This is a genomic window from Paracoccus sp. MC1862, assembly GCF_016617715.1.
Lineage (GTDB): Bacteria > Pseudomonadota > Alphaproteobacteria > Rhodobacterales > Rhodobacteraceae > Paracoccus.
Genome location: NZ_CP067225.1, coordinates 1459854 through 1485548, shown reverse-complemented (window position 1 = coordinate 1485548; position 25695 = coordinate 1459854). Strand labels below are relative to the sequence as shown.

The 25695-nt window shown below is 67.9% G+C and carries 13 protein-coding genes and 2 pseudogenes; 5 read left to right on the top strand and 10 right to left on the bottom strand.

The genetic code is table 11. From position 1 onward, the window contains the following. Positions 1-68: 68 nt before the first annotated feature. Positions 69-1292, top strand: a pseudogene (locus JGR78_RS07405) (IS256 family transposase). A gap of 67 nt (positions 1293-1359) precedes the next feature. Here the strand turns inward: JGR78_RS07405 and JGR78_RS07400 are convergent. The 5 genes and pseudogenes from JGR78_RS07400 to JGR78_RS07380 all read right to left on the bottom strand — a co-directional run. Then, positions 1360-1539, bottom strand: a pseudogene (locus JGR78_RS07400) (hypothetical protein); the annotation flags it as partial. 47 nt (positions 1540-1586) lie between these two features. Continuing rightward, a complete protein-coding gene (locus tag JGR78_RS07395) occupies positions 1587-3542 on the bottom strand; it encodes a caspase family protein (RefSeq protein WP_182791117.1) in 1956 nt (651 codons plus the stop codon). Continuing rightward, complete coding sequence (locus JGR78_RS07390; protein WP_182805365.1) at positions 3511-9381, bottom strand: MBG domain-containing protein; 5871 nt, start codon at positions 9379-9381, stop codon at positions 3511-3513. The genes JGR78_RS07395 and JGR78_RS07390 overlap by 32 nt, the downstream gene beginning before the upstream one ends. Positions 9382-9394: 13 nt before the next feature. Further along, the gene (locus JGR78_RS07385; RefSeq protein WP_182805363.1) at positions 9395-11137 is read right to left on the bottom strand and encodes a ShlB/FhaC/HecB family hemolysin secretion/activation protein; all 1743 of its coding nucleotides are present in this window, start codon (positions 11135-11137) and stop codon (positions 9395-9397) included. A gap of 110 nt (positions 11138-11247) precedes the next feature. Then, positions 11248-11874 (bottom strand): OmpA family protein, encoded by a 627-nt coding sequence (locus tag JGR78_RS07380; protein ID WP_234450909.1) that lies wholly within the window; start codon positions 11872-11874, stop codon positions 11248-11250. A gap of 116 nt (positions 11875-11990) precedes the next feature. Between JGR78_RS07380 and JGR78_RS07375 the strand changes: the two genes are divergently transcribed. From JGR78_RS07375 to JGR78_RS07360, 4 genes are all read left to right on the top strand, one after another. Next, entirely contained in the window at positions 11991-12746 is a 756-nt protein-coding gene (locus tag JGR78_RS07375; protein WP_182791121.1) for a PP2C family serine/threonine-protein phosphatase, read from the top strand. A 76-nt stretch (positions 12747-12822) separates the two neighbouring features. Further along, a complete protein-coding gene (locus JGR78_RS07370) occupies positions 12823-13689 on the top strand; it encodes a M15 family metallopeptidase (protein ID WP_234450908.1) in 867 nt (288 codons plus the stop codon). Next, positions 13665-16067 carry an ImcF-related family protein gene (locus JGR78_RS07365; RefSeq protein WP_182805358.1) on the top strand — a complete coding sequence of 801 codons (2403 nt, stop codon included), beginning with the start codon at positions 13665-13667 and terminating at the stop codon, positions 16065-16067. The genes JGR78_RS07370 and JGR78_RS07365 overlap by 25 nt, the downstream gene beginning before the upstream one ends. Positions 16068-16161: 94 nt before the next feature. Beyond that, on the top strand, positions 16162-18489 hold the full coding sequence (locus tag JGR78_RS07360) for a type VI secretion system Vgr family protein (RefSeq protein ID WP_182805356.1): 2328 nt from the start codon (positions 16162-16164) through the stop codon (positions 18487-18489). Here the strand turns inward: JGR78_RS07360 and tagF are convergent. The 5 genes from tagF to tssJ are packed head-to-tail and all read right to left on the bottom strand — an operon-like array spanning position 18476 to position 25691. Beyond that, positions 18476-18970 carry a type VI secretion system-associated protein TagF gene (tagF, locus tag JGR78_RS07355; RefSeq protein WP_182791125.1) on the bottom strand — a complete coding sequence of 165 codons (495 nt, stop codon included), beginning with the start codon at positions 18968-18970 and terminating at the stop codon, positions 18476-18478. The two genes, JGR78_RS07360 and tagF, sit on opposite strands and share 14 nt — an antisense overlap. Then, the gene (gene tssM / locus JGR78_RS07350; protein ID WP_182805353.1) at positions 18952-22482 is read right to left on the bottom strand and encodes a type VI secretion system membrane subunit TssM; all 3531 of its coding nucleotides are present in this window, start codon (positions 22480-22482) and stop codon (positions 18952-18954) included. Before tssM ends, tagF begins: the two co-directional genes overlap by 19 nt. Before the next feature lies 1 nt (position 22483). Continuing rightward, positions 22484-23866, bottom strand: coding sequence for a type IVB secretion system protein IcmH/DotU (icmH, locus tag JGR78_RS07345; protein WP_182805351.1), 1383 nt, complete (start codon positions 23864-23866; stop codon positions 22484-22486). 10 nt (positions 23867-23876) lie between these two features. After that, complete coding sequence (tssK, locus tag JGR78_RS07340) at positions 23877-25211, bottom strand: type VI secretion system baseplate subunit TssK (RefSeq protein ID WP_182805349.1); 1335 nt, start codon at positions 25209-25211, stop codon at positions 23877-23879. 12 nt (positions 25212-25223) lie between these two features. Beyond that, positions 25224-25691: a type VI secretion system lipoprotein TssJ gene (gene tssJ, locus JGR78_RS07335; RefSeq protein ID WP_234450907.1), complete on the bottom strand. Its 468-nt coding sequence runs from the start codon at positions 25689-25691 to the stop codon at positions 25224-25226. Between the last annotated feature and the right edge of the window lie 4 nt (positions 25692-25695).

Below are 25695 nucleotides of genomic sequence, written 5' to 3'. Positions count from 1 at the left end.
GCGGTGGCCATCGGGTTTCTCGGTAGGGTCGGGTTGCTGAGCCAACCTGAACCGAGGGATGCCCCCCGATGACCAAACCGATGATGGACCTGCGCGCGCTCGTCGAGAAGAGCGGTGATGCGGACCCGGCTCGCGCGAGATGATCAGCTTTGCTGCCGAGCGGCTGATGGAGCTGGAGGTTGGCGCCAGGACTGGCGCCGAGTATGGCGAGAAAAGCGGCTTGCGGCTGGCGCAGCGCAATGGCTACCGCGACCGGGAATGGCGGACCCGTGCGGGCAGCGTCGAGCTGCGCATCCCGCACCTGCGGACCGGCTCCTACTTTCCCTCTTTTCTCGAGCCGCGGCGCTCGGTCGAGAAGGCGCTGACGGCCGTGATCCAAGAGGCCTATGTTCACGGAGGCTCGACGCGATCGATGGACGACCTCGTGCAAGCCATGGGCGGCACCGGCATTCGAAGAGCCAGGTCAGCCGTCTGTGCGAAGAGATCGATGAGCGGGTCGATGCCTTCCTCACTCGGCTGATCGAGGGGGGCGGCGTATACGCCGACGGCCCTACCTCTGGATCGACGCGACCCACCTCAAGGTGCGCCAGGGCGGTCGCATCGTCTACGCGGCCGTCACCATCGCGGTGGGCGTGAATACCGACGGGCGGCACGAGGTTCTGGGCATGGCGATCGGCGCGTCCGAGGCCGAGGCCGAGCCGTTCTGGACCGAGTTCCTCCGTGACCTCGTGCGCAGGGGTCTCGGCGGCGTGAAGCTGGTGGTCAGCGATGCGCATGCGGGCATCAAGGCCGCGACCGCGCGAGTCCTGTCCACTACCTGGCAGCGCTGCCGCGTCCATTTCCAGCGCAACGCTCTTGCCCATGCCGGAAAGAGCAGCCGCAGGGTGGTCTCCGCCTTCATCGCCACGGCCTTCGCCCAACCGGACCACGCCACGGCCAAGGCTCAGTGGCGGCTGGTAACGGACCAGATGCGCCCCAAGCTGCCGAAGCTGGCCACCCTCATGGACACGGCGGAGGAGGATGTGCTGGCCTACATGACATTCCCTGCCCAGCACCGCGCCAAGTTGCATTCGACGAATCCGATCGAGCGTCTGAACGGCGAGATCAAGCGGCGCACCGACGTCTTTGGCATCTTCCCGAACGAGGCTTCGATCCGCAGGCTCGTCGGCGCGATCCTGATGGAGCAGACCGAAGAATGGACCGTCCAGCGCGGCCGTTACCTGACGCTGGAAACGCTCGCGCCCGTCTGCGATGATGTCATGGTCAGCCTGCCTGCTGCGCAGAGCGACTGACCTGCTCGGCCCGCACCAGAGCGCGAGGCCCGCCACCAGCTACACCACGGGCGGGGATACCAAATCACCAGAAGCGCACCGTCTCGTGGCTGATCTCGATGCCGCGCTCGTGCAGCAGGTTCTCGACGTTCGTGAGTGAGAGTGGGAACCGGACGCAGAGCACCACGGCCAGTCGAATGACCTCAGGCGAGTCTTGAAGCAGCGGAAGGGACCACGCTGGTTCATGCCGGAAGGATAGGGCGGTCACTTCCGCTCGCGCAACCCGAGTTTGTCTGACAGTGCCCAAGCGAGCGATCAGACCGACAGCACCGAGTTATCGAAGCCGCCGTTTCGCCAAGCCTCCAACGCGTGGGCCAGCATGGGTCCCGGCACACCATCCGGGTGACCCTGGTAAAGCCCGGCGCGGGCCAGACGCTGCTGAAGCGAGAGCAACGTGTCACGGCTCCAGTTCTGCCCCTGTTCCGTCAGTTCGCGCAACAGGCTGCCGTCGTCGGAGGCCACTCCCAGCAGCAACTGGACCGCCGCGAAGGCGGGGTTGCGGGCCGTGCCGCGGCCCTCGTCCAGCAGTATCGCCGCCGCGCGATAGCCTCGAGGCTCGCCCTCGCGCGCTGCGCGCTCGAACAGGGGAAGGGCATCGGCGCGATCGCCGAACTGCCCTTCCTGCGCCAGTACCCCGAGGTTGAAGGTGGCGATGGCTGATCCGGCTGCCGATGCCTGCTGCATCAGGGCGATGCCACGCGCGCGATCCGCAGGGTTCGGACCTCCTTCCAGCAGCGCAACCGCGAGATTGATCGCTGCATCCGCACTGCCTGCGGCCGCCGCACGCTCATACAGGGCGTGCGCGCCCTCCGGGTCTTGCGCGATACCGTCGCCGCTTTCCTTCAATAGTGCCAAGCTGACCATGGCGCGCAGATCCCCCCGCTCGGCCGCCGTAGAGTAAAGTTCGACTGCCCGCTTCCGCAGACCGGCCGCAGCGAAAGCTCGGGCCAGGAGCGCCAGGTATTTCGCCTGACGGGGATCAAGCCGCATCGCCTCCTCGCAAGCCGCAATCGCTTCGGCTGCATTGCGGGCCAGCAACTCGAAGGGCACGCCCGGAGTCGTCTCGGTCCCGTCGCGGGGGTGGGTCCCCAGCAACTCGCACTGGCGTGCAGGACCGGGCCGGGTTTCGGTCCCAAGCTCTGCCAGCATCCGGCCTGCCTCGGCGGCATGCGGTCCTTCGGGATAGTTGCGGGCGTAGCTTTCGAACAGCGGCGCCAGACGGCTCCGCTGCGCGAGTTGCCAAAGCTGCTCGCCGCCTTCCTGATCCGGCTCCATGCTGCGACGTGCGGTGGTCAGATCGCCCGCATTCTGCGACAGCAGTGCCAGAACTTCATTCACATGGGTGCCGTCGGGATAGCGCTGGACGTAGAGACGCAGCAGTGAGGGGTCGACCGTGCGCGCTGCCACTTGATAGAGGATCGTTTCAGGCGTGGCGGTGGGGGGCGCGTCGTCGAAACGGAACTGCCGTGTCAGCGAGGAGCTTTCCCACGGGATCTGCTGGCCTCCGGTCCGTGCAATCACATCCTTCCGCACGGAGATCATCATCTCGCTGATGTCCTGGGCCGGCGTCCTGACATGGCTCAGCAGGGCTTCCGTGAAGGTCCCGTTGCGCCCTTCGCCATCATAGGCCACGGAGTCGGGTTGGGTCGCATAGGCAATCAGGAAATCCGCCGCGCTGCCGACGCGGGCTAGGCCGTCGCCGTCGGGCAGGCGCAGCGGATTGTCGCGGCAGGCGTCCAGCAGCACGATCTTCAGCCCGGGACTGGCCGACATGATGTCAAGGACACCATCCAACCGCACAGTCTGATCGATCGCCTGTTCGGGACGCGTCATGCGGAAATCCAGCGGCACCAGATAATTCCGGTCGGCAACCTGGAAGGCATGCCCGGCATAGAAGAACAGCGCCACATCCGCCGCCTTGGCCGCCACGCCGAAACGGGCGATCAGTTCTTCCATCTGTTGACGGTCGCGGTCAGTCCCCAGAATGACCTGGAAGCCCAGATCCTCCAGCGTTGCCGCCATGTCATTCGCGTCGTTGAGCGTGTTGTCCAACACGGGCACGCTGACATAGGCGGCGTTCCCGATGACCAGCGCGACGCGAGAGGCTGCCGCGGCCGGCCCGGCCATCAGCAGGACAAGGGCCAGAGACGCGAGGACGGCAGAGAAGAGGCGGCCGGGACTAAAGCCCGACCGCGCGCGCAAGCGTTGCATCGGCCTTGTCAACCGTGGCTAGAATGAGGCCCTCTTGCCGTGCATGTGCCCGGGCAAGCTCGGGATCCTCGACCCGCAGCAGTTCGATCTGCTTGACGATCTCGGTGCGGGCCGTGGTGATGGCGCGGCGGGCTTCGGTCAGGGCCTGCTGGCGGATGGCCCGGCGCTCGGGTTCGGATCTCGCGCCGGCAAGGCGGTTCAGCGCCCGGCTCCGCGACGCTTCGATATCCGTGCTGGCCGCGCGCAGGACGGCCGAGACGGTCTGCAACGACGGCGGCAGTTCGGCCGAAAGCTCGTCCAAGGCGCTGGAATAGCGATTCAGCGCGCGCGAAAGGCAGGCCAGCATGTCCTCGGTCTGGCCTTCGTTCTGGCTGCAGGCGTCGATCATCGTCCCGATTTCCTCGGACAAGGCCGCAAGACGGGTCGATGCGCCTTGCGGATCGGTGATGATCGGCAGGTTCCGGCCAAGGGACACGGGAACTGCAGCGGCGAGGGGGTAGATGGACAACTCGTCCGGGAAGTTCGGCGGAGGCGCGGGACGCACGGTTTGGGTCGGGCTTGGGTTCGATCCGCCGCTGACACGACCTGGAGTCAGTATCTGCAACCTGCCCGGCGCATAGGAGATATCATAGTTAGCTTCAGCCTCGCCATTCATCCTCGCGTCGGAGGCATCGATCCGATAGCTGCCGGGCGGGCTTCCTATCCTGCCATCGCTGGCCAGTCGGACACTGGAAATGACGTCGTCCTGCGCAAGGGTACCTTCGGAAAGACGCCAATCCAGGACCGGCGTCAGACCAAAGGGAATGACGCTGCCTTGCCCTTCGATGGTGATTGGACGCGGCGTGATCGTGAGGGCGCCGGGTGTGTAGGTGATGCGATAGTTCGTCTCGGCCCCGTCGCTCATGCGCGCATCCGAGGCGTCGATGCGGTAGGTGCCGACCCTGCTCTTGAAGGCGGTGCCGGGGCTGGTCAGCCGGACGCTGGTGATCTCGTCGCCCTGCACGAGGGTGCCGGAAATCAGGCGCCAGTCCAAGACAGGTGTTTCACCATAAACGCTTTCGCTGTCTCGGGCGCCTACTGCAATGCCCAACAAGGTGATCGGGCGCGGCGTGATGGTGAGGGCGCCGGGTGTGTAGGTGATGCGATAGTTCGTCTCGGCCCCGTCGCTCATGCGCGCATCCGAGGCGTCGATGCGATAGGTGCCCACCCTGCTCTTGAAGGCGGTGCCGGGGCTGGTCAGCCGGACGCTGGTGATCTCGTCGCCCTGCACGAGGGTGCCGGAAATCAGGCGCCAGTCCAAGACAGGTGTTTCACCATAAACGCTTTCGCTGTCTCGGGCGCCTACTGCAATGCCCAACAAGGTGATCGGGCGCGGCGTGATGGTGAGGGCGCCGGTCTCGTAGGTGATGTTGTAATTCGTTGTCACATCGCCGCCCTGGCCGGCGATCACGGCATCGCTTGCGGTGATGTCATAGGGTGAGCCTGCCACCCGTGCCCGTGCCGGGGCCCCGTCACTGGCCAGTCGCACCGAGGAGAGGGTGTCTGCGTATCGCAGGCCTCTCGGTGTCACGTCGTCGTTAGAGAAGCGCAGTTCGCGCCCGTAAAGCTTGGTCTGGTCGCGTGCCGTAACCGTCAGTGCCGCGCGCCGGATGGTCAGGCGCGCGTCGGAACTGACAATGCTATAGGTCACGCCGCCCGGCGAGGTGACGGAACCGGCCGCCCCGATGACGTAGGTTCCGGCGTTGCGCGCGCCCACCGGCAAGCGGAATATGTCTCCGACGGGCGGCAGGTCGCCGGGCGCGGCAAAGACATAGCGACCCAGTCCCCGGACAGTTCCACCGGGCGTGGGCAGTGCGTCGCCATAGGTCACGGATACGGACGTCGGGATGGCCCACAGCACCGGGTCGAGGCTGTAAAGCCGGGGATAGGCGTCGCTACCCCCGGGCGCCCAGACCCTCTGGAAATCCCAGGCGGCCAGCCGCCGGAAGCCGGTGGTGTCCTGCAGCTCTGCGGTGGTCAGCCCGGTGCCTCCCGCCGAAGTGGACTGGCCGGTGGCGTCGCGGTCCCAGAAGGACAGAGCAACAGTCCCCTCGTTGTCGGCTGCCACCAGACCGCCTTGGATCAGGGATCCACTGGCACCCGTGCCGGTGAGGCGCCCCGCGGCATAGGATTGGCGGATGCTGCCCTCATTGTAGGCGATCAGCCCACCCAGCCGCGCATCCCGCGTGCCGGCAAAGGCAACCGGCGCCAGCGAATAGGAATCCACGACCGTGCCGATATTCCTGCCGACCAGCCCGCCGATGTCCAGGGGTCCCGGGGCTCCGTCCAGCGTGGCCGCCACGCTGCCAGAGGCCCGCGCACGTTCGATCCGGCCCGAGTTCCCGCCGGCAAGGCCGCCCGCCAGAAACCATCCACTGCCGGAAAGGCTGATGGCGCGGGTCGAAAAGACGTCGCTCAGAAGGCCCGCGTTCGTGCCCGCCAGCCCGCCGACCGTGGCAACGGAGCGGGTTTCGGGCAAGTCCGTCAGGACAAGGTCAAGCAAGCCGGTGCTGAACGAGGAACGCACAATTCCCGCATTGGTGCCTATCAGCCCTCCGGCCTGCACGACCCCCGGAGTGTTCAGATCTATGGCCGTATCTGCCGAAGACCGCAGGATCGTGCCCCGGTTGTCTCCGATCAGCCCGCCTGCCACGAGTGCCGGGGATATGTCGTCCGCGTCCTGGGTGACGCTGATCGTGCCTGTGGCAGTGACGCCCTCCAGCGTGGCCCTGTTCACGCCTGCCAGCCCGCCGATCACCCAGTCGCCCACCCCGGTCTGGGCAAGGGTGGCCTGGGCGGTCGAATTGCGGATCGTGTCGCCGGCCTGAGCCGTTCCGACAAGGCCTCCGATGACAGAAGCCAGGGCGATATCGTCGAGTTCCGACAATCCGTTGAACGCCGATGCGATGCGGCCGGCATGGCTGCTATCCTCCATCGTCAACTCGCCGAGCGAACGTCCCAGCACGCCGCCGATCAGGACGGCATCGCCCGGCCCGTCGGCCTCGCCCGAGACTGACAACTCGACGCGAGACTGGGCATTGGTGATGCGACCATTTCCAAAGGCCCCGGCGATGCCACCGAAGGTGCCACCTGTGAAGACCTCTACGCCCAGGTTCGCCGTGAGGGTGCCAGTGACAAGGACGTTCTCGATCAGGTTGGGCCGCTCGCCCGCGATTGCGCGTCCGACGACCCCGCCCATCACGGGAAAGAAGGCGTCCGCGGCCCTCAGATCGATGTCGAGCAGGCGCAGGTTCGCGATCTCGGCGCCAGCAATGGTGCCGAGCAGTCCTCCCGTGTCGCTGAAGATGGTCTGGGTCAACCCGCTGATCGCCCGGCCCCTGCCGTCGAGGCTGCCCGTGAAGGGCGCCTCTTCGGTGCCGATGGGGGTGAATCCGGCGCCAAAATTCCAGGCGCCTGTGCTGCCGGCAGGAATGTCGGCGCCCAGGGCATAGTGGGCACCGGAGTAACCGGCCGAGCCCATCCCGGCCAGCCCGTAAGCATCCGCGATCACGTATCTGTCCGCGACCGTCCCGGACCCACCCTGGGCGCGCAGGAAGCCCGCGCCCTCCTCGATAAAGAAATCGGCGGCGGAAAAGCCTGGCAGGCTGCCCGCGTTCTGCCGCCACTGCGATCGCCCGGTCAGCTCGAAGCTGTCGACCCTGACGCTGTCGTCTGCCGTGACCAGAGGGGCCTGCAGGGTCAGGATGCCTTCGGAGCCAACGATCGGCGCCCTGAGGGCAAGCGCATTCTCGGCGGAGATGTCCAGACCGCCAGCGCTGCTCCATGTCAGGGCACCGTAGATGTCGATGTCGCGCCCGGCGCTCAGACGCGTCTCGCCGGGCCCGCTCCAGGACATGGCGTCATCGATCAGGATGTTGTTTCCTGCCGAAACGGCCAGGCCGTTGGCGTCCCTCCATGTCAGGGCACCGGCGATGTCGATGTCGCGTTCGGCGCTCAGAAGTGTCTCGCCGGGGCCGCTCCAGGACATGCCGTCATCGATCAGGATGTCGTTTCCTGCCGAAACGTTCAGGCCGTTGGCGTTGCTCCATGTCAGGGCACCGGCGATGTCAATGTCGCGCCCGGCGCGCAGAAGCGTCTCGCCCGGCCCGCTCCAGGACATGCCGTCACCGATCAGGAGGTCGTTTCCTGCAGAAACGTTCAGGCCGTTGGCGTTTCTCCATGTCAGGGCAACGGCAACGTCGATGTCGCGGCCGGCATTCAGGAACACTCGACCGGGCCCGTCCCAGGAAAGCGGCTGATTGACCAAGAGATCGTTCGAGGCGCTGAGTTCGAACCGGTTGATGTCCAGCCCCTCTCCGGGAGGAAAGGTAAAGCGCAGCGCCGTATCCACGACGATGTCGCCCGCATCGTTTCCGCCCCCCGCCGTCGACAGCACATAGCTGCCGGATCGCGCCAGCAGGGCATAGATCGTCGTATCAAGCACATGGGTGGGATCAGCGGGATTGTAGGTCCCGTTGCTGACGATGCGGAAGTTTCGTGGGTCAAACAGCACTGTCCCGGCCCGTCCTTCCGGTGCGCCGAGAAACACCTCCGAGCTGCGGATCGCCAGGTGGCCCTTGCTGGAAATCTCGGCAAAGCCGCCGTTGCCCCCGTAATCGCCCCCGCGTACCGAAACGCTGCCGCCGAAATGGGTCAGTGTATCCGACCAGACGATGATCCGCCCGCCGTCGGCATGCCCGAGCCCGTCTGCGACAAGACGGGTGCCCGCACCGATCGAATTGTGCTGTGCATGGGGCAGGGCACCCTTCTCCTGATAATCGCCGCCGATGCGGATGAGGCCGCCGCCAGCGGTCCCGCTGACGTCCAGAAGCGCACCGGCCAGTTCGATTTGATGGCCCGTGATGGTGATCTCGCCGCCGCGCTGGGGGCGTGCCATCGGCGGATCGGATTGCGTCATCCGGGGCAGCGCGGGCGCCACAGCCGCCGGCTTGCGGGTGCCGGTGGCGCGCACCTGTCCCGTCACCTTGACCTTGCCGCCACCTCCGCCACCCAGGACCACGCGGCCCGACCTGCCCGACACGGTCCGCGCCTCGGTCACGCCCGAAAGGTTGATCGCGTTGCGGGCCGCGTCGCGTGCCGTCGCGGCCCGGATCTCGATCGTGCCGCCGTCGGCCGAGACATGACCCGTCTGTTCGACCAGAGCCTGCAATTCGTCGCTCTGCTCGGGCGGCAGGGCCACCGACAGGAAGTCGTCTCCGCTCAGGTTCAGGGTCGCCCGTCGTCCCGCGCCCATCCCGACCGAGCCCAGCGGGACACGGATCACGCCGGAATTGCTGACTTGGCCGCCCAGCAACGCCGCATAGCCGCCGGGGATGATGTCGATGCGCCCCTCGTTCGCCACCCGCCCGGGGCGGTCGCCCGAGAAGGTCAGGCGGCCCGCCATGAAGTCGTCGTTCCTGATGTCCAGCGACGAGCCGACGAACCCCCCGGTTGCGATCCGGCCACCCGGGCCGACCACCATGCCGTTGCGGTTGACCACGAAGACCTGACCGTTGGCACCCAGAAAACCATCGATCCGCGTCGGCCGGTCGCCGGTCACGCGGTTCAGCAGGGCCGAGTCGCGCCCTGGCTGGTTCACCCGGACCGACGCACCCGTCCCGATATCGAAGCTGCCCCAGTTGATGATGGCGCGGCCGCTATGCTGGTCGACGCGCATGTTGTGGCGACGGGGGGTCGTGACCGTGACCTCGCCGCCGACGACACTGGGGTCGCTGGGCAGCGATTGTGCGACCGCCTCGTCCGGCACCAAGGCGCTGCAGGCCAGAAGCGCCGCCCACAAGCGGCGCCTGTGCCTAGAAGCGGTAGGAGCTGACGATCGTGAACCGTTCTGGGTCATCGTCATCATCGTCCCTGTTCCCTATGCCATATTCGAACCTGACGGAGGCGGACGAGTAGTTGGGATCGCGGAGAAGCTGGACATCGACACCGATTCCGAAGGAAGTGGCATTGATGCTGGACGCCTCGTCCAGGGTCGGGCTTTCCAGATCGACCATCCCCACGGCGGCAAACAGGTAGGGACTGACGATCAGCGGGCTGCCTGCGCGCTGGACGGGAAAGTTGCGGGCGACTTCGCTGCGGACGAACCAGCCGGAATCTCCCGTCAGGTCGCCCAGGTCGAAGGCGGACAGCCCTTCGGTCGAGGCTATGCCGAATTGTTCGCTGGACAGCAGGGGCGTGCCGAATGACGTTTGCGCCTGTCCCGCCAGCGACAGGCTCCAGTCTTGGCGGAAATCGCGAGCGTAGCTGAAGGACAGTTCCAGCTTCTGGAAGTCCGCGTCGGCTCCCCCGGTCGAAAGCGGCCTGTCAGGGGTCGCATCGCTTGCGGAACGCGCGCCCAACGCGTCAAGTCCGACTGACAGAATTGCCCCCGTCCGAAGCACGCTGCTGTCCGACAACTGCCAGTTGCCCTCGCCCGTCAGGCGCAGGACCCGCGTGCGATCCTCGTAAAGGGGAATGTCGCCTGCAATGGTTTCCAGATCCTGCCGGTCTTGCTGAATGTCCAATGCCGCCGTGACCGAGATGTTGCGCTTGACCGACCGTATCACCGGATAGAACAGCCTGAACGACAGGCGGTTGAAGTCGGAATCCGTGGCCACGGCGCCGGTGTCCGGACCGGTTCGGGAATTGGCCCCCTCGACGCCGAAGGTCAGCCCGTTGGTCCCCACCGGGAAGATCGCGCCGGCGGCAAGGGTGCGCAGCTTCGGCCCGTCGCCAAAGTAGCTGTCCGATCCCAGCCTGGGGTTGCCAGAAGCGCGCACGTAGAACACCTCGCCCCGGCCGAGATGATTGTTGAATTCGAGGCCCGTGCTGAAGTTCACTCGGCCCAAGTCCTTCGAGAAGCTGTTGTCCAGCCCGACGAAACCGGTGACCGAGCGGAACTGAGGGTTCAGGATGACGACGGTACCGCCGGGGCGGGCGCCCGTCGACAGCGCCGATCCCAGGGACACGCCAAACATGTCCCCAGCCAGCAGAAGCCGCCGCTCGATGTCGGGCAGGCGCAGCGATGGTCGGTCGACCAACGGCGTGGTCAAGGCATCAAGCCGGGCCCGCAGCGGCTCGGGCACCGTACTGGTATCCACCCGTTCGACAAAGCCGTTCACGACCGTCAGGCGCAGCGAGCCGCCGTCCTCCAGGGTCTGCTCGGGGATCACGACGCGCGACAGGACATAGCCCATGCGCGCATAAGCCGCCTCGAGATCCGAGGCGGCGGCGAAGATGTCGGCCACCACGATCCGTTTGCCCGTCAGCCGCTCGCGCAGGGCCCCGACTTCGGCCTCGCTGCCGGGCAGGGCGCCTTCGACCCTGACATCGGCAAGCCGGATCGTGAGCGACTCGGACCCGGGCGGCGGCGCGAGGCCGGGCGTACCGCTGAAGACCAGCGATCCGGTCATACGCTGCATGGGCGGCTGATAGCTGTCTTGGGTAACCTGCGCGGCTGTCTGTGCCAGTGCCGTGCCCGCCAGCAGACCCGCGCCAAGCAACCCCATCATCAGGGTCGACCGAGAAAGGGGGATGCTGTGCGTCGAGAAGGCCACGGGCTTACCTCTCAAGCTGTCAGGTAACGCCGATGTTATCACAATCTCCGGCCCACGCCTAATGATTCATGGGCACTGCGCCGCAGCCTCCGGCAGCCTGCGCGGCGGGCTCAACTCAGGGCTTGGAACTCGACGCGGCGGTTCTCGGCCGCAGCCGGATCGACGGGATTCGCCAGGAACCGCCTGCCCATTCCAAGCGCCTGCAGGCGCGTCTCAGCGATGCCGCAATCGCGGATCAGCCAGCGACGAACCTCTTCGGCCCGCAACCGTGACAGGTTCTCGTTATAGCTGTCGCTGCCCTTCGCGTCCGTGTGACCAACGATGCGGAACAGGCCCACATCGGATTGCCGCATGATCGAACACATTCTTTCCAGTGCCGGACGCTGATCCGGGGCGATGCTCGCCGAGTCGAAGGCAAAGCGGATGGCGACATTCACCTGCAACTCGGGCGCGAACTGGGCGAAGACGACCGTGCCGCCCGTATCTTGCGTTGTCCCAGCCAAGGTCGCCTCGGACCGGATCGTCTCTGCTTCGGCGGCCGCCGCAGGGGCGGCGGGATCGGGCGGCACGACGATCATGTCCAGACCCCGGGTCTTTTGACCGCTCAGGGTAGTCCGGTACATGTCCCGCTGCGCCTCGAAGCGCTGCAGGATCTGCGCGTCGGTCAACTCCTGTGCGGAAACCGGCACGGCGAGGAAGCACAGAACGACAGACAGCACCTGAGCAGGCAACGACATGGCAACCACCATGAAAAAACTGCGCCTCGGTGAATGAATTCTACGCTAGAATGGAGACGCTTTCAATTGATCCGTTCCGATAGGGGATCGATGCCGTGCTTGCGAAGGATCATCCGGTGAGCGGCCGCGCGGCCCGCGGTGAACTACGGGCCAGGGGGGCGGGGCTGACCCATCGTGGCCAAGTCCGCGACCGGAACGAGGATGCGATCCTGGTAGACCTCTCAGGCCGGGTCTGGGCGGTTGCCGACGGCATGGGCGGGCATGCCCTGGGGGCCTATGCGTCCGAACGGGTGATCGCGGCGCTGGAAACCATCCGCGACGACGAGGAAGCGGCCCCGGCCCTGGCTGCGCGACTTGCGCAGGCCGATGCCGACATCATGGCGCGCGGCCGGGACGAGGGACGGACGATCGGGGCAACGGCGGTGGCCGCCGTCATCCGGGAGGGGCGGGCGACCCTTGCATGGGCCGGGGACGCCCGCGCCTATCTGCTGCGGGACGGTCGCTTGGTCCGGCTGACGCGCGACCATTCCGTCGTGCAGGAGCTGGTCGATGGGGGCAGCCTGACGCCCGAGGGAGCACGGACCCATCCGCAGGCCAATGTCGTCACGCGAGCCGTGGGAACGGGGGGCGAGCCCGAATTCAAGGCGCTTGCGCTGGCCGGGGGGGACCGGCTGATGCTCTGCTCGGATGGCTTGACGCATGTGCTGCCCGACGCCGCGCTGACCGAGGCGCTGAATGCAACCCTTCCCGATGCCGCGCCGGAAAAAGGAACGCCCGCCGATGCCGCCTGCGCCCGGCTGTTGCGCCAGACGCTCGCCGAAGGGGCGCCCGACAATGTTTCAGTCATCGTCATCGACATCTCGGCACAATGACAAGGGGCGGCGTCCCGCCACGCCGGCGCGTGCCCGGCCGGTGCCGCGCGCCTTGCGCCCCGCGCCCGCCGGTACCTTGGCCGCGCCGATCATCGTCGCAATCGGCGTTGTCATCGGCGCCATCGCCTTTGCGGTCACGACATGGCTGCTGGACAGCGCCGACCAGAGCATCGAACTGCGCCTGTCGCGGCAAGAGGTCGAACTGGCAGCCCTGCGCGAGGAGCTTGCGGCAGCCCGGACCGAAAGGCTGGGCCTGCGCGCCGATCTGGCGCAGTTGCGCGACGATCTCAGCCTCGTGGCAAACCGCGCTCCGGTGGTGCCCGCGGTTCAGCCTGGGCCCTCTGTCGATCCCGTGCCATCCGATCTGGGCGACGAGAACTTCGAGCAACCCCCGACCGAGGCCCTGACTGAACAGATGAAGCTGGCCAAGGCCCGTTTCAACAAGGGCATCACCCAGCCGCGCAATTCTACCATGCTGGCAATTCTGGGGCAGCCGCGTAACAGCTATGGCACGTCCTGCCAGCCGGTGACCAATCCGCGCCTCAAGGCGCTGCTGCAGACGCGGCAGGTGGGGCCGATCACCGTCACCATGCTGACCCCGGCGCTCGACAGCCTGGAGCGGGTGCTTGCCCGGCTGAAGGAAAGCGATCCCGACATCCATGCCAAGCTGGGCACGGCCGGCGCGCTCTGTGCCCGGTTGATCCGGGGCTCGAACCGTTCGATTTCGAACCACTCCTGGGGGACGGCCATCGACATCACCCTGGAAGGACAGCTCGATCCCTTTGCAGATGGGGGCACGCAATTCGGCCTGTTGATCCTGGCCGAGTACTTCAACGAGGAGGGCTGGTTCTGGGGTGCGGCCTACAACAGCCGCGAGGATTCCATGCATTTCGAGGTCGGCGAGGAGATGCTGCGGAAATGGCAGGCCGAGGGGAAGCTGTAGGCGCTCCAATCGAGCGGCTGGCCCGGCCGGTCTTGGCCTATGCCGACCGCTTGCCGGTGGTGGCCGAGGACAGGGGCGCGCTGGTCGCCCAAGCCCGCGTACTGCTGGAACGGTTCGAGACCGACGCGCTGCGCCATGGCCTGCCGCCGCAGGCGGTGGCCGCGGCACGCGGCGCGCTGGCGCTGCTGCTGGAGGATGCCGGCGCGGCCAACCTCGCGCTGTCCGGCTGGCAGGGAGCCGCCCGGAGCCTTGGGGCAATCGACAGTGTCGCCCTGGCCGAGATCCTGCGGCGCGGCGGGCCGGGGTTGGACCCCGTGCGTGCGCTGATCGACGACTGCCTGGCACGGATCGAGGCCCGCCGGCAGGTGCTTGACCGCGACCTGCCGGCGGGCTGGTGGGGGATGGTGGCCGTTCTGGTCGGAGCATGGATCATGGTGGCCGTCGGATGGGCGTTCTGGGTCGAGAGCACGCAGGGACGGGCGCTGGAGCGGATCTTTCAGGCCGAACTGATCGCGGCGGGTCTCGATCGCGATGCGGTCTTTCCCGATCTCGCCGCCCGTCTGGATCGTGTGGACCTTGCGGCTCGGCAGGTTGCGGCCGGTATGTCCGAGGTTCGGCTGAGGCCTTGGGCGGGTCTGACGGGTCGGGATGCCGGCCGCCGCGCCGCCGCGACGCTGGCCGAGTTGCGCGCCCGTCATCTTCCAAGGGTGCTTGGGATAGCCATCGGGATGGCACTGGCCAGCGAGGGCGAGCCGGCGGCCGCTTATGACACGGTGCGTGCCTGGTCCGTGCTCTCCGGGGCGATGGACTGGCACCCTTCGTGGCTGGCCGGCTGGGCCGAGGATCGCGCGGCGGCCCAGCCGGTGCTTACGGGCCTTGCCCCGCATGTTCTGGCCCTGCTTACCCGCCCGGAAACCAAAATCCCGGGACCGGACGCCGAGTTGCTGGCCCAGGCGCGCGATCTTGCGGCCGAGGCGCCCGAGCCGGTTCGCGCCTATCTGGAACTGAGCCGGTCGCCGCAAGCGGCTGCCCTGCCGGCGTGGTCCCCGCTCGACGCAGTGCCGGCGCTGGGCACAATCGCCGAGCGGCGATCGGGGCGGGCCATTGGAACACCTCTGCCGGGGCTTTATACCGCTGCCGGCTGGGACATGGCGGCCTCTCGCGGCGCAGGCCTTGCGGTCGAGGCGGCACGCAGGGCCGCGGAACGGCTGTTCTCCGATCCTCTCCTGGTTGCCAATGACAGTCCCGATCAGGTTATGGCCCTGCTACAGGCGGCCACCCTGGACCGATGGGAGGCCTGGCTTGCCGACCTGCGGCTGCGCTCGTTCGACGATCGTCGGCGGGCGGTGCTGGTGTCGGGGGCGCTGGCGCAGCCTGACTCTCCGCTGAAGGCGCTGATTGCCGAGGTGTGGCGGCAGGCGGGCGGCACGGACCGCACGCGTCCCCATCCCCTGCAACTGGCCATCGCCGTGCGGTTCGGCCCCGAGATCCAGTATGTCGAGACTGGCCGGATTGCCCGGATCGCGGCGCGGTTCGCCGAACTGAACGTGGCGCTGGGCGCGATGGACAGCGATGCCGCGGACGCGCAGCGGCGCCTGCTGACGGCGCAGGGCCGGGTGCGGTCGATCGAGGCGCTGCGCGACGCCCCGCCCCTGATCGGACGGCTGGTCGAGGACACCTTTGCCGAGAGCACCGCGGCCGAGGTCAGCGATCTGACCAATCCCGTGACCCGCGCATGGCAGACCCAGGTGCTGCCGCTTTGCGCGTCGGCACTGGCGGGCCGATTTCCCTTTTCCGAAGGTCCGGATGCCGATCCCGCGGCCGTGGCGGCACTGCTTGGTCCAGGCGGCGGCATCGACCGTTTCCTGGGTGCCCATGCCGACCTGCTGGATCGCGAGGCCGCAAGCTGGCGCTGGAAGCCCGAGGCCCGCTTGGCCGGTCTGGACCCTGACAGCGCCGTCTTCCTTCAGCATGCGCTGGCCGTGGGGGCGGCGCTTGCGCCAGGCGCGCGGATCACCGCCGCGGCGCTGGCCGAACGCGGCCGCGCCACGCTGGTCCTGGGCGGACAGGGCGGACCGCTAGGGGCAGCGGGCGAGAACCTGCTTCTTGACTGGCCAGGACCACGAGCGGCCGAGGGCATCAGCGTCGATTTCTCGACGCCCGAGGGAGCGGCGCGTCTGGAGCAACCCGGTCCCTGGGGGCTGCTGCGCCTGCTGAGCCCCTTGCGGTTGCGCGAACGCGACGGGGGCCTGCGCTTCCTGATCGACCTGCGCATCGGGGGCGCCCGGCTGTTTCTGGAAATGACCTTCGACCGTCCGGCCAACCCCCTGTCCACCCGACAGCTGGCCCGGGGCCTTGCCTGTCCGCAGGTGCTGTAATCATTCGCTACTTCGCCCGCCTTGCGGCATACTGGACCCAGAGATCCGGCAAGACCTGCGGTCTCGGTCCCGGGTCCGGCCGCAGGAGGTCAGCATGTCATCCGCCCGCGAGATCACCGTCGCCATTCCCGCCATCAGCGAGTCCTTCAGCTTTGAGCGCATGGAGGGCGAGGAGGAGGTCTCGACCCCCTTCGCCTTCGATCTGCGCATTTCGGCCAAGACGCTGGACCTGAAGGCCGCGAGCGTCCTGGGGACTCGGGCCACCATCACCGTGGCCGGGCCCGAAGACAGCGAGCCGCGGCATTTCGACGGCCATGTCGCCGAGTTCGGGCTGGCCGAGATCCGCGACGACTTCGCCTTCTACCGGCTGCTGCTGCGCCCGGCTCTGTGGTTCGCCAGCCTTGCGACCGACAACCGCATCTTCCAGAACCTGTCGGTCCCCGACATCATCGAGGAGGTGCTGCGCGCCTATCCCGATGTCGTCACGGAAAAGCGGCTGGATGGCAGCTATGCGCCGCGGGACTATTGCGTGCAATTCGAGGAGAGCGACCTCGACTTCCTCCAGCGGCTGATGGAGGAGGAGGGGATCTTTTATTTTTTCGAGCATTCCGAAAACGGCCATGTCGCCGTGCTGGCCGATGCCAATGCCGCGATGAAGCCTGCGCCAGGCGCCGACGAGATCGCTTATGAGCCCGACAGCCCGACCGCCCCGCGCGAGGGGGACTACCTGACCGGCTGGGTGCCCCGGGCCTCGGTGCGGATCGGTGCATTTGCGCAGACCGATTACGATTTCCTTAAGCCCTCGGCGGACCTCCTGATCAAGGCCAGCAACCCCGAGGGCCATGTCGGCGATCGACGCGAAGTTTATCTCTATCCCGGCCGCCATCTGGACGTCGGGCGCGGCGACCGGCTGGCCGGCATTCGGCTGGAGGAGGCGCAGGCCGGGTTCGAGCGGGTCCGGGCCGAGGGGACCGCGCGCCCCTTGGGCCCCGGGCGGCGCTTCACCCTCGCCGGTTTCCCGCGCGAGGCAGAGAACGCGGCCCATCTGGTGCTGCGGGCCAGCTATCGGATGTGGGACGAACAGGTGCGCGCCGGACAGCGCGCGCGTGCGGACGACGGCGACCCCCTTGGCTACCGCGTCACCCTGACATGTGCGCCCGCCCGCATCCTTTTTCGGCCCGAACGGCGCACGTCGCGGCGGCCCATGCGTGGGCCGCAGACCGCGGTGGTCGTCGGCCCTGCCGGGGCCGAGATCCATACGGACGAGCACGCCCGGGTGAAGGTGCAGTTCTTCTGGGACCGCAAGGGGGCCCGCGACGCCCATTCTAGCTGCTTCGTGCGCGTCAGCCAGAGCTGGGCCGGCTCGGGCTGGGGTTTCATCCAGATCCCCCGCATCGGGCAGGAGGTGATCGTCGATTTCCTCGACGGCGATCCCGACCGCCCTATCATCACCGGCCGCGTCTACAATGCCGAGCAGATCCCCCCCTATGGCCTGCCCGGCAGCGCCACGCAGTCGGGCTGGAAGTCGAGCAGCTCTCCGGGCGGAGGAGGCTGGAACGAGTTGCGCTTCGAGGACAAGGCGGGTGCCGAGGAGGTATATTTCCAGGCCCAGAAGGACCATAACGAACTGATCAAGAACGACGAGACCCGCAGCATCGGCCATGACTGGATCGAGGATGTCGTCAACGACGCCACGCAATCCGTCGGCAACGACCGGCGCGAAAGCGTGGGCAACGACAAGTTCACCAGCGTCAAGGCGAACCGCACCGTTTCCATCGGCGCGGACGACACCGAGACGGTCGGCGCCCATCGCAGCCTCGATGTCGGCGCCACCGAAACGATCCATGTCGCGGCAAGCTCGACGGAAAGCATCGACGGCACCCACACCCAGACAGTGGGCAGCACCCAGACCGTCACCGTCATGGCGGCCCGCGTGGACAGCGTGATCGCCAGCGAAACCCGCAGCGTCGGGGCGGCGCAGACCAACACCATCGTCGGGCAGCGGGCCGTGACCGTGATGGCGGGGCAGACGCATGCGATCACGTCGGACGACGGATGGACCATTGGCGGCAACCGCACGGTCGGCGTGACAGGCAACGAGAGCGTCTCGATCACCCGCAACCGCGGGGAAAAGGTCGGCGGCGACGCGGCGCTGGAAATCACCGGCAAGCGGGCGACGCAGGTCGGCGGTGACGAGGGCCATAAGGTCACCGGCAAGATGGCCTTGGACGTAGGCGCTACGCTGGCGATCGTCGCGGCCGAGTCGATCGCGATCACCTGCGGCTCATCGGCCATCGTGCTGAAGAATGATGGCACCATAACCATCGAGGGCAAGGACATCACCGTGAAGGGATCGGGCGCCATCAACGTTCAGGCCCGTGGCGAGACGACGATCAAGGGATCGAAGATCAATCTGAACTGAAGACTGCGGCCAGCGCCTGCTCTGGCCCCCAGGGGTCGGCCGGAACCGGAGCAAGGCCGCGTCGCCACAGCAGCAGCGGCGGACCATCTTCAGGCGCGCCATCGGGCAAGGGCAGACGCTCCAGGGCCCTGCCCAGCGCCTCGGGCTCCGCTTCCGCCGTGGCGGCCAGCGCGGCCTCGCACCAGGGCTCCAGCGCCGGCACGCCGGGCAGGGCGTCGGCCAGCAGGAACAGGGCCAGGGGAAACGGCCGCCCAATCCGGTCCGCCGAGGGCAGGACCAGCCCCGCCGCGGCGCGCTTCCCGCCCTCGATCCGCAGCCGCAGCCCGCCTTGCGGCCAGTCGGTACGGCGGGCGAGATGGGCAGATGCCCAGGCGTCCCAGCGGCGTCGAAAACCCCCGGGCAGGCCACGGCCGACGAAATCGCCGCGAACCGGCAGTTTGCCCCAGAAGCCTGCCTGTGTGTTCAGAAGGTGTCCGGGCATCGGAAAGCCCCGAACATCCCGAGGTCGAACGGGTTTTCGACCGAAGCCGCCCGAAGTTCGAAGCTTGCGGCATAAGGACCTACGGCAAGACGCAGGCCGAAGACTTCGGGTTGCGCTGTCGGCGCAAGCCCGGCCTTCCGGATCAGCCGCAACCAGGCCCAGGCGCCGGTTTCGGTGATCAACGCTTCGCCTGATCCGTCCAAGGGAGTGAAGCTCAGCGAGATCAGGTTGGTACCGTCCTTGCCGGGCCAGGTCATCGGCACGGGGCGAGTGGGGTTGTTGAAGTAGACGATGCTTTGACCGTCCACGTCCAGCGTGACCCGTGCGGCGTTCGGGGTCAGGTCCTTGGCCTCCAGCGTGAAGGCCAGGACCGGACCCGCGCCGCCGGGAAACAGGGCGTCCCGCAGCGTGCGCGCCTGTTCGAAGGGCGCCAGAGTGCGGGCGTTCAGGCCCAGATCGGTCCGCCAGCGCCAAGGCCGCACGCTTGTGTCCACATAGGGGGCCAGCGTGTCGTTGGTGAAGCTATCGAAGCGGCCGCCGGGGCCGAAAAGCTGCTGGAAATCACTTACGGTCACGTCGATGATGGCGCCGGGGTCAAAGGGATAGCGCCCCGCCGTCGCCATGCGGCAGAAGGGCAGCACATCGGCCCGGAAGCGTGCATTCAACTGGGCGACGATCGCCTCGCGCGTGACGCTGATCGTATCGCCGGCAATCGAGGCAAGCCATGCGTTCACCGGGTCGGGAAGGGTGGCCGCGACATTCCGCAGGTCTCCGGTCAGTTGCGGCAGGCCGCCCCGCGACAGCAACGCCGCCTGCGGATCGGGGCTTGCCTGGACGCTCAGCAGTTCCTTGGAGAGGGCGCCCAGAGCGGCCTCCGCATCCGTGATCAGGGGCGGCTTGCCGTCCACCTCGGTCACGATCGCCTTCAGCGGCGCGAAATGGCGGGCGATCTCGGCGCCGGGCGGCGGGGGGGCGGCCCCGCCCCGGTCCCCGGCCACGTCTGCGACCTTGGTGCCGATCTTCGCGGCTTTGCCCAGGCCAAGTCGGCCGGCCATCTTCTTCAGCACGCCGGGATCGATCTCCGGGGCGCTGCCTTCCTCGGGCGGGCGGGTCAGGTCGGTCTCGGCGACCACAGCGTTCAAGAGCCTCTTCAGCGTGCTGTCGGGACTGGCGAGATCCTTGAGACTGGCGGTCGCGGTCGCCAGGTCCGGGATCGGCGCCAGCCGCACGTCGCGCAGGAAGCTGTCCCACTGGCTGATGAAATCATCCTGGTAAAGCTTCATCATGTCCGCTTGCAGCGTCTCGGCCGAGGCATCCGAGCTTTCCGCACATCCCCCGGCAAAGACCTCGCGGTCGTGCAGAGCCGCCTCTGCAGTCACCGGCAGCAGCGGCAGGACCGCAGCATGGAAACCCTGCCAGGTAAAAACCCCCGGAATGCCCTGCCGCAGGGTCTGGCCGGACAGCCGCGTCAGGACCTGCGTCGCCATCGGACCGGCTTTTTCTGCGGGAATCCACACGGGCAGGCCGGTGATCTCGGGCTCGGACCTCAGGCTGCGATAGGCGCGCACCGACAGCGGCACGGTGCAGATCGTCTGCAGGGCGGCCTCGACCAGTTCGGGATCAGCCGCGATGCGCGTCTCGTCGGTTCCCAGACGCTCCAGCGCGGCCAGTTGATGGGCGCGGGCGGCCTCGGTCGGAAACAGCGGCTCGGCGGCAAACCCGGGCAGAACCTGCTGCCACCAGTCTGCCAGCCAGACCCTGTCATAGGGTCCCAGCCCGGTCAGCATCTGATAGGCCTTCGTCGCACCCAGCAGGAAATCGGGATCGCGGATCTGTCGCCACATGGTTGCTTCAAGAAAGGCGACCATGCGCGGCTCGAGAAGGTTCCGGAGACCCCGCTCGTAGGCAAGATCGCTCGCGCGCGCGATCTCGGCCATCGCCGAGGGGCCGATCAGCGCCAAGGGTCCCCCCGGCACCTCGGCCCGCGCGGCCGCGATCCGGGTCACCGCGTCCAGCGCCACGGGAAGGTCGAGGGGCTCGGTTGGAGCCTGGCGCGAGGCGGCGTTGGCCAGCCGTCCGGACAGGTCGGCGAATAGGCTTGCCTGGTCGGCGACCGCGCCGGATTGGCGGGTGAAGTTGACCAGGAAGGCCAATCCCGCCAGCAGGACCAGCAGCGCCGCCACCGCCGCCGAGCCGCGCCAGATCCATGTCCGGCGCTCTTCGGCCCGGGGATCGAACAGCGCCAGCCCCGCCTCGCCGAAGATCACACCGGCCAGAAGATCGTGCAGGAAGAACGACCGCCGCTCGCCCAGCGCACGATGGATGGCCGGCGCCGGGGCCAGGCCGAAACCTGCGGCAATTCCCGCCACCATCCGGTCAAGGGGCGATCCCTCCTGCGTGGCCGAGGTCAGATAGAAACCGCGCAGCCAGGGCGCTTGCTCATAGCGGCTTTCCCCGAAGGTGGTGTCGATCAGCAACCGCAGGCGCGGCTCCAGGCGTTCGAACTCGGCCGGGAAGCGGAAGATCGCGGCGCGCTCGGGCAGGTCGGCATCCTCGGCCAGCCGCGCATCCAGGCGGCCTTCGAGCACGATTCCGAGGCTGCGGAACTCGCGGACGATCGCCTCGGGTTCGGGCTGCTGGTCCACGGCCAGGGTGGCGCCCCAGACCTGCGCCCGTTCGCGCGAGTTCAGCGCGCCGAAGAAGGCCTCGAAGCCGGGCAACCGGTCGGCCTTGGTCAGCATCAGGTAGACCGGAAGCTGCATCTGCAGCCGTTCGCCAATTTCGGTGAGGCGCTTGCGGATTTCGCGCGCATGATGGCGCAGAGCGTCTTCGGGGCCCAGAATCTCGTCCAGCGACAAGGCCACGATCACCCCGTTCAGCGCGCGCCGGCCGCGATGCTTCTTAAGCAGGTCCAGAAAACCCGCCCATTCCGCCGCGTCGCGCTCGGGCTCGCTGGACTGGTCGGTATAGCGGCCCGCAGTATCGACCAGCACCGCCTCTTCCGTGAAGAACCAGTCGCAGTTGCGCGTGCCCCCGACGCCTTTCAGGTCGTCGTCCAGGGCGATGGGAAACTTCAGCCCGGACTGGCGCAGCGCGGTGGTCTTGCCGGTGCCGGGAGGGCCGATGATGACATACCAGGGCATCTCGCGCAGGAAGCGTCGCTTGCCCAAGCGCGAACGGCCCAGGGTGGCCAGGATGTCCTGGAACTTGCTGCCGATCTCGGCCGCGGCATCGGGGGTCGGGGACGCGGGCGCGGGCGGGGCCAGTTCGGTGACGAACATCCGGTTGCGCCGTGCGGCGCGCATCTGCCCGATCAGCAGGATGACCAGCCACAGGACAAGGATCGTGCCCATGACAATGGCGCGCACTTCCGCGCTTTCCAGGGGAACGGCACCGCCGATCGAAACCAGCGGCCCGTAGAACCACACCCCGGCCGCCAGCAGGGCAAGGCCCAGGAAGGTCCACAGTCCGCGTGAGAGCAAAAAGCGGAACATGGCCTTCAGGACACGCATATCACTGCCTCTTCTCGATCCGGATCTCGATCCGGCGGTTGCGGGCGCGACCCTGCGGGGTGGTGTTGTCGGCCACCGGCTCGGCGTCTGCGCGGCCGGCGGCGCTGAGCAGCTCGGGCGGAACGCCGGCGGCCGCCAGGGCCTTGGCGATGTTCTCGGCTCGGGCCTCGGACAGTCCCTGGTTCGAGGCGAAGGGGTTCGAGCGCTGCACCGGCACGTTGTCCGTGTGGCCGCTGACCGCCACTCCGCCGATCCGGTGCAGATTGGCGACGATGGTCCGGCCGATCGCGTCAATGAGCGGCTGGTAGGTGGGATTGATCACCGCCTTGGCCGAACGGAACAGTTCGGGATCGCTGGCCTGCACGACAAGCACGGCAAGCCCCGGTGTCTCGCGTCCCTGCAGGGCGGAGCGCAGCGCCGTTGGCACGGCGCGTTCGAACTCCGGCAGCAGGGGGTCGACAACGGGGCCGGTCAGGACCAGGGGCTCGGCGTCGGTTCGGCGCAGCGGCCGGAAGATGGGGGCACGATCGGGCGGCGGCAGGGCCGAAGCCTGCACGAACAGTTCCTGCGCCTGATGCGACAATCGCATGGAGAGGCCGGCATGGATGGCCAGCGCCAGTGCCAGCGCCGTCAGCCACAATGTCCACAGCGGTATCGTGAACCTCCGAGGCACGTCAGGCGCCTCTACCCCTGCACCGTGAGGCGCAAGGGGCGCCGCCTCGCGCTCGGGGTCGCGCAAAAGCCGGGCGATCTGGCTCCGCAACGCCACAAGCGCGCCTTCGCCCGCACTGCCTTGGACGCGATACTTGCCGCGAAAGCCCAGGCACAGGCAGAGCCAGGCAAGTTCCAGCAGGTCGCGTTCGGCAACCGGATTGCGCATCAACGTCTCCAGCCGGTCGAAGAAGCGGGTGCCGGCATCGACCTCGCCGCTCATCTGCGTGACCAGCGGCTGGCGCGGCCAGCCGCTTTGTCCTCCCCAAGGCGTATTGAGCGCGAGATCATCCAGCAGCGCCGCGACGAACCAGGCGCCCTGATCGGCGCGGGCCAGTGGCATCCCCGCCGCGACCGAGGCCTCCCGTCCCTCGATCAGCACGGCCTGAAGTCGCGCCCGCAGCGCCTCGGGTCGGTCAGGAGGATTGGCCCGCTCGAGTTCGGGCGCGAGTTCAAGGAGCGTTGCATGCGCGGCGACCAGCGGATTGGGATGGGCCCGTCCGCGCCGCGCGCGCGGCGCGGCGTCGGAGCCCGCCTGCCATGAGGAACCGGTCGCCTTCCATCCGGCGGCGATCGGAGGCTGTGCCTCGGCAAGTGGCCGGCCCGCGCCGATGGGGCGGATGCGGGTGCGTCCGGGGTCGCCAAGGCCGAAGGGATCGTCCTGATGGCCCATTGCCGCCCTCCTATCTGCTGATCGCGTAGCAGTCGATCTCGGGCTCGCGTTCCAGCTTGCCCGAAACGCCCAGCACGAAGCCGGGCGATGTCTGCAGCCGCGCCCAGTGCTCGGACTTGCGATCCAGTTCAAGGCACAGCCGGTCGCCGTCGTAAGGGATCTCGCGCGGCTGCGAATGCAGCGGCTTCAGCGGGATGCCGGGCAGGCGCGAGGTCCAGAGCGTCTCGAATTCATCCGCCGCGCCAACGGTGACCTGCCGCGTGAACAACTGCATCAGTCCTTCGTCCGACATCTCGGAACCCACGCGCAGCACGATCCGACAGGTCCGCAGCATGTCGGGGTTGTCGATGCGGACCTTCCAGACGTTCTGGGCGTGGCGCGCGACTGGCAGGGCGCGGGACTTCGGCTCAACGTGGCGGAGCGACAGGATCAGCGAGCGCAGCGCGTCGGTCAGTGCCGCAAAGGCCGGCTGCGGATTGGCATGGTCGTAGTCGGGCAGGGGCGACAGCCCTCGCGTGGACGACCCATAGGTTGCCATCTGTCCGGCAAGTCCGGCGAGTTCCGCGAACAGGTCGGACGGATGCGCCAGATCTTGCGCCAGCAGGTGCTGCAGCCGTGGCCGCGCGGCATTGGCCAGTTCAAGGATCAGCAGGTTTTCGACTGAGCGGCCGGCGCCGCCCAGCACCATGGCCCCCTGCGCCTCGATGATGCGATCGAGCCCGGTCACCAATTCCTTCAGCAGCCCCGCATACCAGGGTGCAGCGCTCACCGTCAGCGCCGGCGGCAGCCAGCCCTCGGACAGGGCGACATGGCCATCGGCCGCCAGTCCCTCGATCCCGGCCAGTGGCAGGGTTATCGCCCCTTGAGTCGGTTCGCCCGGCAGGATCAGTCGCATGTTCAGACGGGCGATCTCGACCTCGGCAGGCTCGGCTCCACCGCGGATCTCGTCGGGCAGGGTCGTCCATTCGCCGCGCCAGCGCGCCCCGCCCGCCTCGGCATGGGCAGGATCGACCGCAGGGACGCCCGGCTGCCGGGGCGCGACCCCGAGCAGCACCGCGCCCGCGGGCGTTGCGCGCGCCACCGTCGCGGGCGCAGGCGCGGGGCAGTCGGCGGGGATGCGGAAGGCCGTGCCGTCGGGCAGGATGCCCTCGGCCTCGGTCAGGCCGACCTGCCCCGCGTCCAGCGCAGCCGCATCTAGCCGCAGCGTGACGAAGCCCCAAGCCTGCCGTGGCTGCGCGCGCAGCACCATCCGCAGACCGCCCTCGATATGTCGGTCCTGCTGCTGGAAATGCTGCGGCCGCAGGAACAGGCCCTCGGACCAGACGACGCGACTGCCTTCGGCCATGAGCTTTTCCTTTCAGGCCGGAGCCATCATCACGCCTTTTGGCCCGACCGTCACGGCAAAGCTGGCCTTGTCGGTGGGCGAGACGGCGGCCTTGGCCCGTACCGTCTTCCCGGCCGGGTCTCGATAGCCGCCCACCACGCCGACAGCCGTGGTCGAGGGGTCGAGGACCAGGGTCTTCGAAGCCGTCCCGCCCGGCGCCAGCGCGACGGTTTCGACCTTGACCAACTCGGCCCCAAGCGCCGTGGCGGGATCCTGCAGCGACAGCGCGTTGGCCGCGTCGAAGGCGGCGGTGCCGCGCAGCTGCAGGATCTGCAGCGTCAGCGGACGGTCGTCGCCACCGGGGCCGGGATTCGCCCCCGCCTGCCCCGATATGGCCAGATCGACCGAGCCCGGGGGCTTCGGCCCGCCGCCGCAGGCCGAGGTCAGCGCCAGGGTGGACAGCCCGCCCAAGGTGGCGCGGCGCGAAAGAAGACGGGGCATGGCG

Coding starts and splice junctions, on each gene's coding strand:
- icmH (WP_182805351.1), bottom strand. CDS start 23,866: ATGGGCCATCAGGACGATCCCTTCGGCCTTGGCGACCCCGGACGCACC.
- JGR78_RS07395 (WP_182791117.1), bottom strand. CDS start 3,542: ATGCAACGCTTGCGCGCGCGGTCGGGCTTTAGTCCCGGCCGCCTCTTC.
- tssK (WP_182805349.1), bottom strand. CDS start 25,211: ATGGCCGAAGGCAGTCGCGTCGTCTGGTCCGAGGGCCTGTTCCTGCGG.
- JGR78_RS07380 (WP_234450909.1), bottom strand. CDS start 11,874: ATGTCGTTGCCTGCTCAGGTGCTGTCTGTCGTTCTGTGCTTCCTCGCC.
- tssM (WP_182805353.1), bottom strand. CDS start 22,482: ATGCGTGTCCTGAAGGCCATGTTCCGCTTTTTGCTCTCACGCGGACTG.
- tssJ (WP_234450907.1), bottom strand. CDS start 25,691: ATGCCCCGTCTTCTTTCGCGCCGCGCCACCTTGGGCGGGCTGTCCACC.
- tagF (WP_182791125.1), bottom strand. CDS start 18,970: ATGCCCGGACACCTTCTGAACACACAGGCAGGCTTCTGGGGCAAACTG.
- JGR78_RS07360 (WP_182805356.1), top strand. CDS start 16,162: ATGTCATCCGCCCGCGAGATCACCGTCGCCATTCCCGCCATCAGCGAG.
- JGR78_RS07365 (WP_182805358.1), top strand. CDS start 13,665: ATGGCAGGCCGAGGGGAAGCTGTAGGCGCTCCAATCGAGCGGCTGGCC.